At 58.2% G+C, this 15,963-nt stretch carries 14 protein-coding genes; 7 read left to right on the plus strand and 7 right to left on the minus strand.

Annotation, left to right across the window (positions count from 1 at the left end; translation table 11 throughout):
• The first annotated feature begins 196 nt into the window (after window positions 1-196).
• Together B9Z50_RS14890 and B9Z50_RS14895 are read left to right on the plus strand one after the other, a co-directional pair.
• The gene (locus tag B9Z50_RS14890; RefSeq protein ID WP_233249895.1) at window positions 197-796 is read left to right on the plus strand and encodes a DUF502 domain-containing protein; all 600 of its coding nucleotides are present in this window, start codon (window positions 197-199) and stop codon (window positions 794-796) included.
• Between the two features lie 57 nt (window positions 797-853).
• Complete coding sequence (locus B9Z50_RS14895; protein WP_108365546.1) at window positions 854-1,321, plus strand: DUF3237 domain-containing protein; 468 nt, start codon at window positions 854-856, stop codon at window positions 1,319-1,321.
• Between the two features lie 36 nt (window positions 1,322-1,357).
• Here the strand turns inward: B9Z50_RS14895 and B9Z50_RS14900 are convergent, their stop codons facing one another.
• Entirely contained in the window at window positions 1,358-2,596 is a 1,239-nt protein-coding gene (locus B9Z50_RS14900) for an FAD-binding oxidoreductase (RefSeq protein WP_108365547.1), read from the minus strand.
• A gap of 77 nt (window positions 2,597-2,673) precedes the next feature.
• Here B9Z50_RS14900 and B9Z50_RS14905 point away from each other — a divergent pair, with 77 nt between their 5' ends.
• Window positions 2,674-3,084, plus strand: a complete 411-nt coding sequence (locus B9Z50_RS14905) for a PaaI family thioesterase (protein WP_108365548.1) — start codon at window positions 2,674-2,676, stop codon at window positions 3,082-3,084.
• A gap of 80 nt (window positions 3,085-3,164) precedes the next feature.
• The gene (locus tag B9Z50_RS18090) at window positions 3,165-3,299 is read left to right on the plus strand and encodes a hypothetical protein (protein WP_255350435.1); all 135 of its coding nucleotides are present in this window, start codon (window positions 3,165-3,167) and stop codon (window positions 3,297-3,299) included.
• Window positions 3,300-3,369: 70 nt separating this feature from the next.
• Here B9Z50_RS18090 and B9Z50_RS14910 read toward each other — a convergent pair whose 3' ends face one another.
• From B9Z50_RS14910 to modA, 3 genes are read right to left on the minus strand one after another with little or no spacing between them, the layout of a single operon-like run.
• A complete protein-coding gene (locus B9Z50_RS14910) occupies window positions 3,370-4,545 on the minus strand; it encodes an ABC transporter ATP-binding protein (protein WP_108365549.1) in 1,176 nt (391 codons plus the stop codon).
• Window positions 4,545-5,222, minus strand: a complete 678-nt coding sequence (gene modB / locus B9Z50_RS14915) for a molybdate ABC transporter permease subunit (protein WP_108365550.1) — start codon at window positions 5,220-5,222, stop codon at window positions 4,545-4,547. Before modB ends, B9Z50_RS14910 begins: the two co-directional genes overlap by 1 nt.
• A 46-nt stretch (window positions 5,223-5,268) precedes the next feature.
• On the minus strand, window positions 5,269-6,021 hold the full coding sequence (gene modA / locus B9Z50_RS14920) for a molybdate ABC transporter substrate-binding protein (RefSeq protein WP_233249896.1): 753 nt from the start codon (window positions 6,019-6,021) through the stop codon (window positions 5,269-5,271).
• 272 nt (window positions 6,022-6,293) lie between these two features.
• Here modA and B9Z50_RS14925 point away from each other — a divergent pair, with 272 nt between their 5' ends.
• Both B9Z50_RS14925 and B9Z50_RS14930 read left to right on the plus strand, forming a co-directional pair.
• Window positions 6,294-8,159 carry a phosphoenolpyruvate carboxykinase (GTP) gene (locus B9Z50_RS14925; protein ID WP_108365551.1) on the plus strand — a complete coding sequence of 622 codons (1,866 nt, stop codon included), beginning with the start codon at window positions 6,294-6,296 and terminating at the stop codon, window positions 8,157-8,159.
• 94 nt (window positions 8,160-8,253) lie between these two features.
• Window positions 8,254-9,156, plus strand: coding sequence for a DMT family transporter (locus B9Z50_RS14930; protein WP_108365684.1), 903 nt, complete (start codon window positions 8,254-8,256; stop codon window positions 9,154-9,156).
• Window positions 9,157-9,181: 25 nt separating this feature from the next.
• Here B9Z50_RS14930 and B9Z50_RS14935 read toward each other — a convergent pair whose 3' ends face one another.
• The 3 genes from B9Z50_RS14935 to B9Z50_RS14945 all read right to left on the minus strand — a co-directional run bounded on the left by B9Z50_RS14935 (window position 9,182) and on the right by B9Z50_RS14945 (window position 13,413).
• A complete protein-coding gene (locus B9Z50_RS14935) occupies window positions 9,182-10,246 on the minus strand; it encodes a LacI family DNA-binding transcriptional regulator (protein WP_108365685.1) in 1,065 nt (354 codons plus the stop codon).
• Window positions 10,247-10,330: 84 nt separating this feature from the next.
• Window positions 10,331-12,073, minus strand: a complete 1,743-nt coding sequence (locus tag B9Z50_RS14940; protein ID WP_108365552.1) for a glycosyl hydrolase family 17 protein — start codon at window positions 12,071-12,073, stop codon at window positions 10,331-10,333.
• 11 nt (window positions 12,074-12,084) lie between these two features.
• Window positions 12,085-13,413 carry a hypothetical protein gene (locus B9Z50_RS14945; protein ID WP_108365553.1) on the minus strand — a complete coding sequence of 443 codons (1,329 nt, stop codon included), beginning with the start codon at window positions 13,411-13,413 and terminating at the stop codon, window positions 12,085-12,087.
• A gap of 195 nt (window positions 13,414-13,608) precedes the next feature.
• On the opposite strand from B9Z50_RS14945, the gene B9Z50_RS14950 reads away from it, so the two are divergent.
• The gene (locus B9Z50_RS14950; RefSeq protein WP_108365554.1) at window positions 13,609-15,891 is read left to right on the plus strand and encodes a glycosyl hydrolase; all 2,283 of its coding nucleotides are present in this window, start codon (window positions 13,609-13,611) and stop codon (window positions 15,889-15,891) included.
• The last annotated feature ends 72 nt before the right edge of the window (window positions 15,892-15,963 follow it).

Raw genomic sequence — 15,963 nt, forward strand, 5'->3', positions numbered from 1 at the left:
TGCATGTATGCACCCCAGAGGATGCTTCGATCGGTTTCCCGATGTCAGCGATGCCACTTTACGCCCGCCGTGCGGTGGGGGTCAAGGCACTGTTACATGTTTTTCAGGGGCTCCGCAGCGACTTCGGTAGACCGGCCCTGCTTTGTACTTTTCCCTGTGCCTCCCGGCCCTTTGCCGCACGGTCACAATCGGGCGCATGAAACGCCTTTACGCCTATTTTTTTCGCGGTCTGATCAGCTTTTTGCCTGTCGGTCTGACCGTTTATGTGCTCTACCTGTTTGTCATCTGGGTTGAGGGCTTGGCCATGCAAGTGTTGCGTCCGTTCACGGGTGACTTCTACCTGCCGGGCCTTGGCATCGTGCTGGGCACAGTCTTGATTTTGGTGCTGGGGTTTCTGGTCTCGCAGCCCTTCATGACACGCATGCTCAGCTGGGTGGAGCTGCCCTTCACCAACTTGCCACTGGTCAAAAGCATTTATTCTTCGCTCAAAAGTTTTGCCGATTACTTTTCACCGCATGAGCGCGATGCGCAGCAGGTGGTGGTGCTGAAAAAACCGGACAGCGAGCTGTCCATCATCGGTCTGGTCACGCGCCAGAACCTGAGCGACCTGCCGCTGGATGCGCAGACCCGCCAAAACGTGGCGGTCTACCTGCCCATGGGCTACATGATCGGCGGCTACACCGTGTTTGTGCCGCGCGAATGGGTGCAGGTGCTGGACATGTCGGTCGAAGAAGCGATGCGCTCGTCCCTGACGGCCTGGATGGGCAGCACGAAAAATCCGACCGATCCAACGTGACAGCCTGCTAAGCGCTGCGCCTTAAACTGCGTATTCCCCTTGTTTGGAAGATCTGCCATGACCTTGCCCCCTCCCGCACTTGAGCATGTTTGCGACCTGGCCGTGACCATCGCGCCACCTGTCGAAGTCGGCCACACACCGGCGGGCCTGCGCCGCATGATCCCGATCACGGGCGGCACCGTGACCGGCCCCCGCTTGAATGGCCGGGTGATGGCGGGCGGCGCCGACTTTCAGCTGATTTTGGGTGGCGGCACGCAGGCGCACCTGGACGCGCGCTACGTCATCGAACTGGACGACGGCAGCCGTGTGTTTGTGCAAAACACTGCGCTGCGTGTGGCTTCGCTGGAGAATTCCCAACGCATCATGAACGGCCAGCCGGTCAACCCCGACGAAATCTATTTCCGCTGCCAACCCAAGCTGGAAGCGACCGCGCCGCAATGGGCCTGGCTCAGCGAGAGCCAATTCATTGGCAGTGGGCGACGTGCACCCGACGGGGTGTATCTGAGTTTTTACCGGGTGCTTTGAGCGGCCTTGAAGGCCCTCCCCCCATTGCAGGCGAATTCACATGAACCGTGCAGGGGCGTAAGGCAGCGGGTCGATCCACCCCTGCCGACCCTCGACCATCTCAGCCAGCAGCCGCCCGGCCACTGGCCCCAGCGTGAAGCCCTGGTGCGCGTGGCCAAAGTTGAGCCACAGGCCCTTGTGGCGCGGCGCCGGCCCCATCACGGGCAGCATGTCGGCGGTGCAGGGGCGTGCGCCCAGCCAAGGCGCCTCGGGCAAAGATTCACCCAGATCCACCAGATCGCGCGCCAGCGCTTCGGCCTTGGCCAGTTGCACGGGCGTGGGCGGGGCATCGATGGGGGCAAATTCAGCGCCCGTGGTCAAGCGCAGGCCGCGCTGCACGGGGGCCAGCACATAGCCGCGTTCGGCATCGAGCACCGGTTGACGCAACTGAGCAGGTGATCGGTAATGCTGGTGGTAACCGCGCTTGATGAACAGCGGGAACCGGTAACCCAGCGTGCGGATCAGGCCATCGGCCCAAGGCCCCAGCGCCAACACTGCCTGCTGGGACTGCACACGGCCTTCGTGGGTCTGCACCGACCAGCCCGCGCCTTGCGGCTGCAAACTGGCGGCGTCGCCCGTCAACAAACGTCCGCCACGGGCGACAAACAACTCGGCATATCGCTGCACCAAAGCACCGGGGTTGTTCACCGCCCAAGGGTCGAGCCAATGCACTGCCCCAGCCAAAGAGGCGCGCAAGGCGGGTTCAGCCTGGGCCAGCAGGACGGTGTTTTCGACCTCAGAACGCACACCAAAACGCACGCGCAAGTCTTCGGCACGCTGCGCCGCTTCTTCCAAAGCCTTGGCCGTGCGGAACACAAAGCGAAAGCCTTCACGCGTGACCAGATGCTGAGCACCCGCAGCGGTCATCAACAGGTCGTGCTCTTCAGTGGCGTGCGCAATCAGGCGGCTGTAAGCCTCGGTGGCTTGCGCATGCCGCTTGGGGTGTGAGTGGTGCAGGTAGCGCAGCAGCGAACCCGCCATCTGCCACAGGCCTCGCGCATGCCAATTCACCTCGGCGCCGCGGCCCAGGGCCACGTTCAACAAGAAGCCCGGCTCACGCGGAAAGGCATAGGGCTCGACCGCCTCGCTCTGAATCAGGCCCGCATTTCCAAACGATGTTTCTTGGCCGGGCGCACGCCGGTCCACCAGCGTGACCTCGTAGCCACGTTGCTGCAAATGCAAGGCGGTGCAGGTGCCGACCATGCCAGCGCCCAAAACAAGGATGGAGGAAGTCATACATGCAGTATAGAGAGGGCAAATGGCTGCCGGGGGTTCTGTTCAGGGTGGCGTTTTGCGCTGTTTAAACTGTGGCCATGAGCACCACCACAGAATCCCTGCAGCAATCTTTATCCGACCTGTTTGCCCCTTGGGTGCAGGCGCTGAACCTGAAGGTCGAGCACTTTGACGCCGACAGCGTGACCCTGCGCCTGCCACAAAGTGCGCAGCTCTCGCGGGTGGGCGGCATGTTGTGTGGTCAGGCCATGATGGCCGCCGCCGACACGGCCATGGTGCTGGCGCTGATCAACCACTTTGGACAGTTCCGGCCCTGCAGCACGGTGCAGCTGTCGAGCAGCTTCATGAAGCCCCTGTCCGGGCAAGACGCGCTGGTCACCGCACGGGTGCTGCGGGCGGGCAAGGCCATGGCCTTTGGCGAGATTGACCTGGCCGGTGCCGACGACGGCAAAAGCGTTTTCCGGGCCAGCACCACCTATGCCCTGATGTGAATCAGGTTGTGCCAAACGCATGTCAGCGCCCCGCCAGCCTGGCTTGGCTACAATAAGCGCATTACTTTTTGAGGTTCCACATGTCTGCTCACAACGACGCTCACACATCCGACGATCCCGTGGAAAACGTGGTCAAGCACATTCCCGTGATCATTCCAGCCGCTGGTGCCGTGCTGATTTTCCTGTTGGCCTTCATCGCCGTGTTCATGGCCTGAGGCTTAGCCGCCCCCGGTGCGCCGCTTGGCCGCACCCGCCCAACCCGCAACAGCCTGCGCTTTGCGGGTTTTATTTTGTCCGCACCGGCATGATGTGCAGCGCCCCCGGCGCAATCAGCAGCTGAACCCATGCGCCAGCGCCCACTTGCAGGCGCCGCAGCAGCCGACTGGTCAGGTTCAGGGTGATGGTTTGGCTGGGCAGGGCTTCGGGCCGGAGCGTGCACAGGCTAATTTCCCCAAGCGACAAGACCTCCAACAACTGGCAGCGCAAGCGGGTGTGGCCCGGCTCTGCCAGAGCGGGCATCTCGCCGTCGGCCATCACGTCCACCTGTTCGCCGTTGAGCACCCAAGTCACGCGGGTGCCGTCGTCGATCTTGTTTTTGTCAAACACCGTCAGGTCCAGTCCGGCTTCGGGCTGAGAGGCATCCGTCCAGCGCAAGCGCCCCCAGCCGTCTTCGCTCTTCAAAAAGCGCCCTTCAAAGTGGTTTTGAATGCCCACCAGCTCGGCCACCCGGGCGTTGCGCGGACTGGCAAACACGCGGGCGGGCTCGCCCGTTTGCAGGGTCTGGCCCGCGTCCACGATCACCACCCGATCGGCCAAGCGGCGGGCCTCGGCCAAGTCGTGCGTGACCAGCACCATCGGCACCGACACCTTTTGGCGCAAAGCGGCCAACTCGCGGTACAGCGTTTGGCGCGTGGGTGCGTCCACCGCAGAAAAGGGCTCGTCCAGCAGCAAGACGCCGGGCAAAGTTTCGAGTGGCTTGTCAGAGCTTGAAGTCCAAGAAGGCGCGGGCATGACCCGTACCAGCGCCCGCGCCAGTGCCACGCGCTGCTGCTGACCGCCAGACAGTTGCGAGGGCCTGCGGTGGCTGAGCGTTGCCAGCCCCAACCGCGCCAGCAATGTTTGTACATCGGCACCCGACCAACCCGGCCCCGCGGCCAGCGCCACATTGGCCTGCGCCGTCATGTGCGGAAACAGCGCGTAATGCTGGAACACGAGGCCAGCGCGGCGCTCTTGCGGGCTGAGCTGCGCACCCGCTGCCGTGTCCAGCCAAGCCTGGCCTGCCACCCGAATGTGGCCTTGCACATCGGCGGGTGTCCACAAGCCCGCAATGGCGCGCAGCATGCTGGTTTTGCCGCTGCCCGACGGCCCGACCAGCGCCACCAACTCGCCCGCGCCACAGTCAAACTCGGCCTCCAGCCGAATGGGGCTGCTTGACCGCAATTGCACTTGCAAGCCGTTCATCAGCGCTCCTGCAAGGCGCGGCCACGCTGGCCCACCCGGTCAAAGGCCAGCACCAGGCTGAGCGCCAGCAAAGAGATGCCCACCAGCGCCAAGGCCATCACATGGGCCGACTGCAAATCCATGCCCTGCACCTTGTCATACAGCGACACCGACAAGGTGCGGGTTTCGCCTTCGATGTTGCCGCCCACCATGAGCACCACACCAAACTCGCCCAAGGTGTGCGCCACGGTGAGGGCCATGCCCGCCAACAAACCGGGCCAGGCCAGCGGCAGCTCAATGCGCCAAAAGGTCTGCCAGGTCGACAAGCCCGACACCCAAGCCGCCTCGCGCAGGCTGTGCGGCACGGCCGCAAAGGCGCGCTGAATCGGTTGCACCATGAAGGGCAGGTTGACCAGCACGCTCACCAGCAGCAAGCCTTCGAGCGTGAACACCAGCCGGATGCCCGAGTCCGCCAGCCACGCCCCCAAAGCGCTGCCCTGGCCAAAAGCCACCAAAAAGTAAAAACCGATGACCGTGGGCGGCAGCAGCAAGGGCAGCAGCAGCAAAGCCTCCACCACCGGTCGCCCGGCCCAAGCGGTGACGGCCAGCCAGCGAGCCAAGGCCAAGCCCAAGGGCAGCAACGCCAAGGTGGTCAAAACCGCCAAAGTGAGCGAGACGTGAAGGGCGGACCAATCCATAAGGCGGAGTTTGCAGGCGAGTGGAAGTAGAGGGTGTTGGGTTGGATTATTGCGGCAAGGCGTAACCGTGCCGCACGAACACCGCCTGCGCAGGCGCGCTGAGCAAAAACCGGTGCCAATTGAGCGCCGCCGCACCCGCGCCCTTGAGCAGGACCATGCGCTGGTGCAGGGGGGCATGCGCGTCAGCCGGCAAAGGCAAAACCTGCAAGCTGCTCGCGATTTCTGGGGCCTGCGCCAACGCCAGCGCGGTGATTCCGGCTTGCGCAGCGCCCGTGGCCACAAACTGGGTGGCCTGGCCGATGTTGTCGCCCATCACCTGACGTGCGGCTGGCAATGGCCCAACGCCTGCGCGCTGCAATGCCTCCACAGCCGCCACACCATAGGGGGCCAACGCCGGGTTGGCGATGGCAAATTTGTCGCCCGGCTTCAGGGCGCGCACCGTCGCCGCCAAGCCTTGACCCAGCGGGAGTGCTGAATTTTTGGGCATAACCAGCGCCAAGCGACCCGTGGCATAACGCTGACCCGCGTCCAGCGTGCGCCCGGCTTTGGCCAGTTCGGCCACCCAAACCTCGTCGGCCGAGATGAATTGCTCGACGGGTAAGCCTTGCAGGATCTGCCGCGCCAGGTTGCCTGATGCACCCAGATTCACATCCACCCGAACCCCAGTTTGTTGCCTGTATTGGGTTGCTAAGTCAGCGAGCACAAACTTCAAATTGCTGGCAGCTGCAATCTTGATGCGGACCGGGCTTTGTGCCTGTACCGCCCAAGGGGCAAACCAAGTGGCCGCCAAAACCGCCAACAGCCCATTTCGCCGCAGGGGTCTGAAACCGGACCTGACAGAGACCGGCATAACGTCATGCTTCTTTTGCATAGATTTAAAGAGGTTTTCAGCCCAGCTGACAGGCACAAAACAGGCAGCCTCCCTAAAATCGAGGCCCGCCGATTACCGCATGGTTACAGCCGATGTTTTCAAGCGGCCACAGCCCTCAGTATCTCAGCCCCTTAGCCGTTTTTTCAAAGCCCCTGCGCAGAGGTTTTGAAAAAACGATTTTTAAACTTGGAGCACTTCCCATGAACTCACCCGTGATGCAGGGCCTGAACCTCAATACGCCCACTTACGTGAAAAACGCCAAACTGATTGCTTGGGTCGCCGAAATGGCCGCCCTGTGCAAGCCCGCCAACATCTATTGGTGCGACGGCTCCCAAGAAGAATACGACCGCCTGTGCGCCGAACTGGTCGCGGCCGGCACCTTCAAAAAGCTCAACCCCGCCAAGCGCGCCAACTCTTACCTGGCCTGGTCTGACCCATCGGACGTGGCCCGCGTGGAAGACCGCACCTACATCTGCTCGGCCCAAAAAGAAGACGCCGGCCCCACCAACAACTGGATGGAACCCGCGCAAATGCGCGCCACCCTGAACCCGCTGTTTGACGGCTGCATGGCTGGCCGCACCATGTACGTGGTGCCTTTCTCGATGGGCCCTTTGGGCTCGCACATCAGCCACATCGGTATCGAGCTGAGCGACAGCGCCTACGTGGCCGTGAACCAGAAAATCATGACCCGCATGGGCAAAGCCGTGTACGACGTGCTGGGCACCGATGGCGAGTTCGTGCCCTGCATGCACACCGTGGGCGCACCTTTGGCTGCGGGAGAAAAAGACACCTCCAGCTGGCCCTGCAACCCCACGACCAAGTACATCGTGCACTTCCCCGAGACCCGCGAGATCTGGTCTTACGGTTCGGGCTACGGCGGCAACGCCTTGCTGGGCAAAAAGTGCTTTGCGCTGCGCATCGCGTCCAACATGGGCCGCGACCAGGGCTGGTTGGCCGAGCACATGCTGATTTTGGGCGTGACCAACCCCGAAGGCAAAAAGTACCACGTGGCAGCGGCCTTCCCCAGCGCCTGCGGCAAAACCAACTTCTCGATGCTGGTACCACCCGCCGCGTTTGACGGCTGGAAAGTCACCACCATTGGTGACGACATCGCCTGGGTCAAGCCGCACACCGACGGCAAGATGTACGCCATCAACCCCGAAGCGGGCTACTTTGGCGTCGCCCCCGGCACCAACATGAAGACCAACCCCAACTGCATGTTAAGCCTGAACAAGGACGTGATCTTCACCAACGTGGCCCTGACGGACGACGGCGACGTGTGGTGGGAAGGCATGGAAAAAGACACCGGCAAGCTGCCCGACCATTTGATCGACTGGCAAGGCAAGGACTGGACACCCCAGATCGCCAAAGAGACCGGCGCAAAAGCCGCTCACCCCAACGCCCGTTTCACCGTGGCCGCGACCAACAACCCCGCACTCGACCCCGCTTGGGACGACGCTGCTGGCGTGCCGATCGACGCCTTCATGTTCGGTGGCCGCCGCTCCACCACCGTGCCCTTGGTCACCGAAGCGCGCAGCTGGCAGGAGGGCGTGTACATGGCCGCGACCATGGGCTCTGAGACCACCGCTGCCGCCTTTGGCGCACAAGGCGTGGTGCGCCGCGACCCGTTCGCCATGCTGCCTTTCTGCGGCTACAACATGAGCGACTACTTCCAGCACTGGCTCGACACCGGCGCCAAGGCCACCGCCGCAGGCCACAAGCTGCCCGCCATGTACTGCGTGAACTGGTTCCGCAAGGGCGAAGACGGCTCGTTTGTCTGGCCCGGCTACGGCGACAACATGCGCGTGCTCAAGTGGATGATCGACCGCCTGGAAGGCAAGGCGCAGGGCGAGCAAACCATGTTTGGCGTGGCCCCCACTTACGCCGAAATCAACTGGAGCGGCATCGACTTCAGCGCCGAGCAGTTCAAAGCCGTGACCAGCATCGATAAAGCCGCTTGGCAAGCCGAGTTCAAGCTGCACGACGAACACTTTGCGCAACTGAGCTACCACTTGCCTCAGGCATTGCTCGAGACCAAAGCTGCCCTGCAGTCGCGCTTGGCATAAAACCATTCAGGTCAAGCGCCCAAACGGCGCTCTGCCTTGCAACCGCCCCGGCCACAAACCGGGGCGGTTTTTTCTTGTCGGCACAATGACGCCCATGTCCATGCTTCAAACCCCTGAATCCCGCTACCGCGTTGCCTCCTGGCTGATGTGGGTCACCCCTGCACTTTGGTCTGTTAATTACATCGTGGCCCGGTCAGCGCCAGGCATCATTGAGCCCCATACGCTGGCCTTGGGCCGTTGGGCTTTGGCCGGTTTGATCTTGGCTTTCTTTGCACGCAGCGAGCTTTGGCGTGAACGTCGCAGCACGCTGCAACATGGCTGGCGTTACCTGGCATTGGGCACCTTGGGCATGCTCATTTGTGGGGCCTGGGTCTACGAAGGCGCACAAACCACATCGGCCATGAACATCGCCCTGATTTATTCGGCCTCACCCGTGTTGATCGCGCTGGGTGCCGTGTTGTGGCTGGGTGAACGGTTTTCGTGGCGGCAAGGCCTGGGTGTGCTCATCGCCATGGCGGGGGTGTTCCATGTGGTGGTCAAAGGCCAATGGTTGTCGCTGAGCCAAGTGCAATGGGTGGCAGGCGACGGCTGGATTGTGATGGCCATGGTGTCCTGGGCTGGATTTGCCTTGCTGCAAAAAAAGTGGCCCACGCCTTTGGGATCAACAGCCCGCCTGGCTGCCATTTGTATGGGGGGTGTGGTGGTCTTGCTGCCCTTCAGCATCTGGGAGTACTGGCAGGCCGATCGCCCAGCCTGGAGCCTGCAGGCCACGGTGCTGGTGGTGGCTGCGGGCTTGTTGCCGGGCATTGGTGCCTATTGGGCTTATGGCTTTAGCCAAAAAGTCTTGGGCGCCAGCCGCGTGGCCGCCAGTCTGTACCTGGGCCCCTTGTATGGCGGCCTGGCCGCCTGGCTGGTGCTCGGTGAAGCCATGGGTTGGCACCACCTCATGGGCGCGGCGCTGATCTTGCCGGGGATTTACATGGCTTCGCGTCGCTGAGCTTTAGAGCTGGAAGCCTATTGCTTCAACGCCTGAAAATGCGCGTAGACTCCCGCACCACCAACTCCGCCTCTACCAAACGCGAAGGTGGATTTCTTTTGTTCAACAAGTCAAACATGGCTTTTGCAGCCGATGTCCCGATTTCATAAACAGACTGCCTGACAGAAGTCAGCGGTGGCAAGGAGAAAGCCGAATGAGGCAGGTCATCAAAACCCAGCAGTGAGACATCTTCGGGCACACGCAAACCCGCACGGTGCAAGGCCAAACGGGCTCCGTAGGCCATCTGGTCGTTGGCTGCGATCACGGCAGTGAACTGAACACTGGCGGACAACAAATCATTCATGGCCCGGAAACCACCAGACTCTTGGTAATCGCTGTAGACCACCAAACTGTCATCCAAAGCCATGTCTTTGCGCTGCGCCTCTTCGCGGTAGCCCTGTAAACGCTGCGTGGCGTCTGGATGATCTAAAGGCCCCGAAATGAACGCCACACGGCGGTGCCCCAAGGCATGCAAGTGACGCACAGCCAAACAAGCGCCCTCGGTGTTGTCAAAGTCAATGCTGAACAAATTGGGGGCACTCAGTCGACGGCCCGTGACCACAACGGGAATGTTGGCGGCCATGTCGACCAAGGTTTCATCGGACAATTTTCCCGTCAGCACAATGATGCCGTCCACCTTGCGCTCTTGCAGCATGAAAAGTCGGTTTTTCTCTTCATCTTCATTCCAGTGACCGCTGACAAACAAGGGCACATAGTTGGCCTTGTGCAACTCGTCCTCGATGCCGCGCAAGGCCTCACCGTAATAGGGGCTGTCGATGAACTGCGTGAGCACACCAATGCTCATGGTGCGGCCACCCGCCAAGCTCCGGGCCGCAGGATCGGGACGGAAACCCAACTCCTCGATGACCGCCTTGACCAACGCCTGCTTTTCTTCGCTCACCTGCGCAGTGCCGTTCAGGATCCGTGAGACGGTGCTGGGAGAGACACCTGCACGCTCGGCCACCATCGTCAGTGTGGCACGCGCAGCGCGTGGCGCAATGTGTTTTGGTTTCTTGACTGATGCGGCAATTGAGTCTGTTTTTTTAGGCATCATTTGGCTTACTGTGTGACTTTTCAATTATTTAATTATCATGCCAACGCTTCTTTGACCCAATAACTTGCTATTTATCTTCGTTTATTTTGACCAATAGACGCTGTCCAACTCTATGGGAACTTGACTGCTTGAAGTTTTCCCCGTCTTACCGAACCGGTCTGCGATCACAAATGGATTTGTCACTTTGGTCAAGTCCAGAACTGCCGCAGGTGAGTTTTCCATCCCAAATGCCTTAGCCCCTGATGCTTTGATCTGTTGGATTGGTATGGAAACCTGCTGCCATTGCCCATTGTTTTCATAGCCATACTGACCCGATTCGAGCACCAAATAAACATCGTACAAACTGCTGTCGGCTGCAGTACCCGTTAAAAAACCCACTTCAATTTTCCCAGGATAGGTTGTCTTGATGCTGAAGTTCAAACGAGCAGTTTCTGAATCAAATTGGCTCAAATCATCTGGATTTTCACTGATGGCGAATGTCATCCCCCAACCCCAAACCAAAGGCTTAGGTTTTATTTGTAGGCTGTTTGGGCCATCGTTGCTGCCTGCGTTATTGACGCTTACAGCTTCTGCTGTTGTTCCACTCTCCCAAGCATTCAGCACCGGCCCAACCCTTGGCCGAGCCTCGCCACTGGTTACAGCATCGGCATAGACGGTGTAACGATTTGAAGTGATCGTGCCGTTGTTTTCTACCGGCGTGTAATAAGTGGCCAACGCCAAATCGCAGCTTCCGGCTTCCGCTACAAAATCTGAACTTAACCCTTGCACAGCACATCTTGCTTGCCTGTTGACATTGAACAAGCCCCACTTGTCATCGGCACCTTTCCAAGGCTCGTCGAATGCCTCAAAGTAAACCAGCGTAGCTGGTCCTTCGCCACTCTGCTTCCAGGCTTTCAAACGATCTACATACATCTTTTGATTCACCGGGTGTGCTCTTTGAGTTTCATTTCCAGATGCAACGGCTTTCCATCCTGTCTCTCCCACTACCACCGGCATACGAGAAAGCCCGAGCGCATTGAGTTGGCTTTTCACCGCGTTGTATTCAAATTTTGCTCGTTTTATGGCCGCATCCATCATGGCTTGTGCTCTGTTCTCTGCGGCGACTTCCGTTTGCCTCCAGTTCCATAAGTTAGGGTTGTATACGGTATCAATCAATGGATAAGTGTGCATGGCCACAAAGTCTATGGATCTGATGACCTCTGTGGCATCTTGCTCACTTGATTGTTTGGCCAACACAGCCCAGTTTTCATCGGTTGTCACGGGCTGAGTGACAGCCGTTCTGACAGTTTGAATGTAGCGCGCCAACTGCGCGGCCTGCTGAGGGTGAGCGGTCCACGACACCAGCGTTTCATTGCCAACGCTTACTGCCAATACGGTGGACGTGTATGCCTTTGCCAAGGCGATGCCCCGTGCAATTTCGGCCTGATTGCTGCTGTCTGCATCCGTGGCAATCCACATGCCCAACATGACTTTCAGATCCAGATTTTTATCTCTGATCACCTCCAGAACCTGCTCGGCGACAGCATCCGAACTGTCAAACAAACGGATCAAACCAATACCAGCCTTGATCAGAAGGCTCAAGTCCTCCTCAATCATGGCTTTGGTGATGGTCTCGGTATCTCTGCTACTGGTTCTATAGGGCGAATACGCTACCGCCTCACGGACCTTGAACGCCTCCGGCAATGGCCTCAGTTGCTGCCCTGCGTCTGTGGTTTGGGGGATGCCACCACCGCCACACGCCACCAGACTGATGGCCAGCAACACCATACTGGCCGCCCGTTTTACACGGCTGATGCTTTTTTTTATTGCCGAAGATGCGTTCATTGTTTACTTTTTTAAAACGTGTAAACCAGGCCTGCACCCATCCAATTGCCAGATTTGGCAACGCGTGAATCCACCCCCGTAAATGCTGCATGACCTGGCATGCTCAAAGGTGCCAACCCCTTCTTGCCAAAGTTAACGATGCCCGCAAAACCATAAACGGCGAATCCAGGCTGAATCTCATAGCCAACGCCAACGGTGTTGAGCAGCATGGTGTTGGATTGACCACGCTCAACTGGATTTTTTGTTTTGGCTTTGCTCAGATAAACCATGCCCGTATTGACATTCCACTTTGGAGCAAATCTGTATACCGCGCCCAAACTGATGTCTGTTGAACTGGATGCGTAGGCCTTATTAGAGGGCTCCACACCATCGACGTTAAACATATCGTTCCACAAGGCGTTCGGGTGTACATAGCCGGTAATCACCGCTTTGGTACCACTCCAACGGTTATGACGAATGCCGCCATACAAGTCGGTCTTGGCATTGAGTTGGTATCGTGCCATCAGCATGGCAATGGATTGTTTGTTGCCATCAACCAAAAAAACTTGATTATTTTGGCCAACAAACGGTTCCGTGGTCGTTGCGGCCACAAATGGTGCATGTCCCCAGGCCACCGCTTGTCCATTGGTGCCTGTTTGTGCAATCGCATCCAAGGTCAATGGACCTTTGACGTATTTCGCATACAACTCAAAAAACTGAGGCTTGCGTACCTTGTAATTTGAATCGCCCGCGTCGTATGTCAACTCCACATGAAAGTCTCCTTGGGCCACATCCATCAAGGGCAATCCCAATCGGACTGCGCGCTGCAACAAACCATAACCCGCACCGCTCGAGGCCCATGAGTCTGCAATGCCTACATTCGTGCCATAGGGGTAATCCGCCACGCTCCAGCTTCTTGTTGGAAACGCACCCACCTGAATGCTGCCGTAATCTTCATGCGACAAGGTGGCATTTTTTTCGTACAGAATGCCCGGAATGTCCTCTTTGCCATCCCGCCAACGTTGGCTCAGTAAACCTTTAACCCTGAAGCCTTGGCCCAAGTCAAAGTCTTTGGTAGCCAGAAACGGTTGGAACAATGTGACTTTGCCACCCTTGCTGCCGAACTCTTTACCTTCTGCCAGGGCGTCTGCCCAAGGACGATGTCTTGACTCACCAAGATTCAGTTGACAGTCAGCGCATTGGTTACTGGCTCTGGAGACTTCTGCCTTAGCAAAGCCAGTCAGTGTGAAAGGACCAAAGTCCACTGCACCGGCGTTTTGGCCAGCCAACAACCCCAGGCTCAGTAGCCAATATGCATTAGTTTGGCGAAGTGATGGCGATTTTTTGAAGTCATGTTTCATTTTATATTTCCTTTGTGAAAGCGCTTTCAATAGCGTATCCGTACATTTTGTCCCTGTCAACGCAATTGTGTTTGGGTTTTCCCTAGTTTTTGCACCATCGTTTTGACGCACTTAATGGAAAACCCCTAAACAATTTGAAAGCGCTTTCATTATTATCGAAACCAATCGCAAGCCACACTTCCACGCCAATCATCCATGCAACATGTTCCTCGCTTTTTAATGCTCGCCATCTCAGGCTTGGTCTTGTCCACTTCTGTCATAGCTCAGGCCACTGCTCCTGTCGGCGCTGGTCAGGTGTTGCTGTCGCCACGCGCCACAGACAACAAACCTCCACCGGCCATCGGACTGACCGATGCCATGAAGGGGCAAGCTGTAGCGACCAACCAGTGGTATTCGGGATTGGTCTTTAGTCCCAAACCTGAAGTTCTGTTTGCACAGCCCTACACCATCAAAGCACCGGCCACGGGTTTTGAGTTGGCTTTACCCACGCGCCAAGTTCTTGCCACGGAGCGCAAAGACACCGAAATTCATTACCCCCACCGCTCCCCCTTGGTCATCTCCCCGGTCGCTTTCAAAGCCTCACAAGGCAAATTGGCCAAAGCGAGCGACTGGTCGATTGACATCGCCATGGGCACCAGCACAGACCGCTTCGACTTGACTGTTGCGCACGGCAGCCCCTATGTTTTTGGCCGCATCAGCCAAGGCCCGGTGGCCTTCGCAACCACCTCCCAAGCGCAACGCACACAGCTTTCTTCAGACCCTCGTGTGCTGACCTTGAGCAGTGGTGGTCAAACTTTTGCCATCTTCGGCCCCAACGGCGTGCGCTGGGAACAAAATGGCAATCAGTGGATGGCTCATTTGCCCGAAGGCAAAGGCTACTTCTCGGCGGCAGTTTTGCCAGATGTGTCGCCAGAAACGCTCGCGCTCTTTACACGCCACGCTTATGCATTCGTCACTCAAACACAAGTGAGCTGGCGTTATGGCGAAACAAACAACGCGCTCACAACCGATTACCAGGTCAGCACCCAGGTCATGGAAGGCACCGAAACGCAGACCCTGCAAGGCCTTTATCCACACCATTGGCACCAAAACGCCCAAGTCGCTGGAAAACTGATCGGCCAATACGACACCATTCGTGGGGCCATTCGCTTGCTGCCAAGCAACCAGTTTTCAACAGTTTTGACCTACCGGGGGTTTGTTCCATACTGGCCAAGCGTGAAAAACAACCCACGCAGCGATGAGCTTAAAGCTGTGATGAAAGCCGATGTGCGCAACGCCCGTCGAAACATGCTGCAAATTGGCAATGGCCCTTATTGGCAAGGCAAAGGTCTGCAACGCATCAGCAAAGTCATGGATGTGGCCGAACAACAGGGCGATGCCGATGCCGCTGCTCGCCTGCAAAGCCTGCTCAAAGGCCGCATAGAACAATGGTTTTCTGGCAAAGACCGCAACACTTACTTCCACCTGGACAAAACATTGGGCACTGTGCTGGCCTATCCAGAAGAGTATTTTGCAGTCGAGCAAATGAACGACCACCATTTTCATTACGGCTACTGGATTCGTACCATGGCTGACTTGGCGCTGCGCGATCCAGAATGGACATCTGACGCGCAGTGGGGCGCCATGACTGAGTTGCTGATCAAGGACATTGCCACGGCAGAGCGTGGTCGTGCAGACTTTCCTTTCCTTCGCACCTTTGACATCTATGAAGGCCACTCCTGGGCATCCGGCATTGGTCTGGGTGATCTTGGCAACAACCAGGAATCGTCTTCAGAGGCCATCAACGCTTGGTCTGCATTGATTTTGTGGGCCGAAATACGCGGGAACAAGGCCCTGCGCGATCTAGGCATCTACCTCTACACCACAGAAATCGAAGCCATCCGCCACTACTGGTTTGACGTGCACAACCTGGTTTTTGCACCCGAATACAAAAACAAAGAAGTCAGCATGTTGTTTGGTGGTGCCTACAAGCACAACACCTGGTGGACCGACGAGCCCCGGCAGATCAAAGGCATCAACTTGTTGCCGATCTCCACCTCATCCACCTACCTGGGTCTGGACCCCGAGCACACCCGCCGCAGCCTGGCCACCTTGCCAGAAGACACGCGCATCTATGAATCGCGCGGCAAACGTGCCAACCCCACCGACATGTGGCAAGACCTGTTTGCCAAATACATGGGGCTGACCGATCCCGCAGAGGGTCTGAAGATGTGGGACCGATGGGGTGCCGTGGAGTTGGGTGATACCCGCACCCACACCCTGCACTTTTTGCTCAGCCTCGAAACCATGGGCCCACCCGATTTCAGCGTGACCGCTGACCATGTGCTGCACTCGGTCTTCAAACGCGCAGACGGGCAAAGAACTTACCTCGCCTACAACACCAGCAAGACCCCACGCACTGTGAAATTCAGTGATGGCCAGGTGTTGGAGGTGCCACCTCGCAGTCTGGCTCAGTCCAGCAAAAAAGTTTCCCCTTAAACCAATGTTTTCTTCACGACAACATTTTCTTCACCAAATCTGAAACCGCTTTCATTTTTTACCACCCCAAGG

Source organism: Limnohabitans sp. Bal53 (genome assembly GCF_003063355.1).
Classification (GTDB): Bacteria; Pseudomonadota; Gammaproteobacteria; order Burkholderiales; family Burkholderiaceae_C; genus Limnohabitans_A.

What these genes read in the sequence shown, in the direction of transcription:
- B9Z50_RS14890 (WP_233249895.1), top strand. Translation starts at nt 197, where the DNA reads ATGAAACGCCTTTACGCCTATTTTTTTCGCGGTCTGATCAGCTTTTTG.
- B9Z50_RS14895 (WP_108365546.1), top strand. Translation starts at nt 854, where the DNA reads ATGACCTTGCCCCCTCCCGCACTTGAGCATGTTTGCGACCTGGCCGTG.
- B9Z50_RS14900 (WP_108365547.1), bottom strand. Translation starts at nt 2,596, where the DNA reads ATGACTTCCTCCATCCTTGTTTTGGGCGCTGGCATGGTCGGCACCTGC.
- B9Z50_RS14905 (WP_108365548.1), top strand. Translation starts at nt 2,674, where the DNA reads ATGAGCACCACCACAGAATCCCTGCAGCAATCTTTATCCGACCTGTTT.
- B9Z50_RS18090 (WP_255350435.1), top strand. Translation starts at nt 3,165, where the DNA reads ATGTCTGCTCACAACGACGCTCACACATCCGACGATCCCGTGGAAAAC.
- B9Z50_RS14910 (WP_108365549.1), bottom strand. Translation starts at nt 4,545, where the DNA reads ATGAACGGCTTGCAAGTGCAATTGCGGTCAAGCAGCCCCATTCGGCTG.
- modB (WP_108365550.1), bottom strand. Translation starts at nt 5,222, where the DNA reads ATGGATTGGTCCGCCCTTCACGTCTCGCTCACTTTGGCGGTTTTGACC.
- B9Z50_RS14925 (WP_108365551.1), top strand. Translation starts at nt 6,294, where the DNA reads ATGAACTCACCCGTGATGCAGGGCCTGAACCTCAATACGCCCACTTAC.
- B9Z50_RS14930 (WP_108365684.1), top strand. Translation starts at nt 8,254, where the DNA reads ATGTCCATGCTTCAAACCCCTGAATCCCGCTACCGCGTTGCCTCCTGG.
- B9Z50_RS14935 (WP_108365685.1), bottom strand. Translation starts at nt 10,246, where the DNA reads ATGCCTAAAAAAACAGACTCAATTGCCGCATCAGTCAAGAAACCAAAA.
- B9Z50_RS14940 (WP_108365552.1), bottom strand. Translation starts at nt 12,073, where the DNA reads ATGAACGCATCTTCGGCAATAAAAAAAAGCATCAGCCGTGTAAAACGG.
- B9Z50_RS14945 (WP_108365553.1), bottom strand. Translation starts at nt 13,413, where the DNA reads ATGAAACATGACTTCAAAAAATCGCCATCACTTCGCCAAACTAATGCA.
- B9Z50_RS14950 (WP_108365554.1), top strand. Translation starts at nt 13,609, where the DNA reads ATGCAACATGTTCCTCGCTTTTTAATGCTCGCCATCTCAGGCTTGGTC.